Origin of the sequence: Flavobacterium cupreum (assembly GCF_003996965.1) — a bacterium.
In the GTDB taxonomy this organism is placed as follows: domain Bacteria; phylum Bacteroidota; class Bacteroidia; order Flavobacteriales; family Flavobacteriaceae; genus Flavobacterium; species Flavobacterium cupreum.
Genome location: NZ_QWDM01000147.1, coordinates 1 through 333, shown reverse-complemented (window position 1 = coordinate 333; position 333 = coordinate 1). Strand labels below are relative to the sequence as shown.

The window sequence follows — 333 nt, the reverse complement described above, 5'->3', positions numbered from 1 at the left end:
CGGCGCGCGCGACTTTGTCGGCCATATCGGCGGCGACGACTTCTTGCTGCTGCTGCAAAGCGAGGATTGCGAGGAGCGCTACCGGGCCATCATCGCCGCGTTCGCGGCCGACATCGCCCTCCAGTTCAGCGGCAGCGACCGCGAGCGCGGCGGCTACCTCAGCGAGAACCGCTTGGGGCAAACGGTGTTAAATCCGCTGGTGACGATCTCGCTCGGCGCGCTCAGGGTCGAGCCGGGTCAATTTTGCTCGCACCACCAGATCGCGACCGCAGCCGCCGAGGCCAAACGGCAGGCCAAGCGGATCACGGGCAACAGCTTGTTCATCGACAGGCG

General features: G+C 66.4%; 1 protein-coding gene. It reads left to right on the top strand.

What is annotated here, in order from left to right:
* On the top strand, positions 1 to 333 hold a 333-nt coding region (locus tag D0817_RS26980; protein WP_202866535.1), incomplete at both ends, for a hypothetical protein.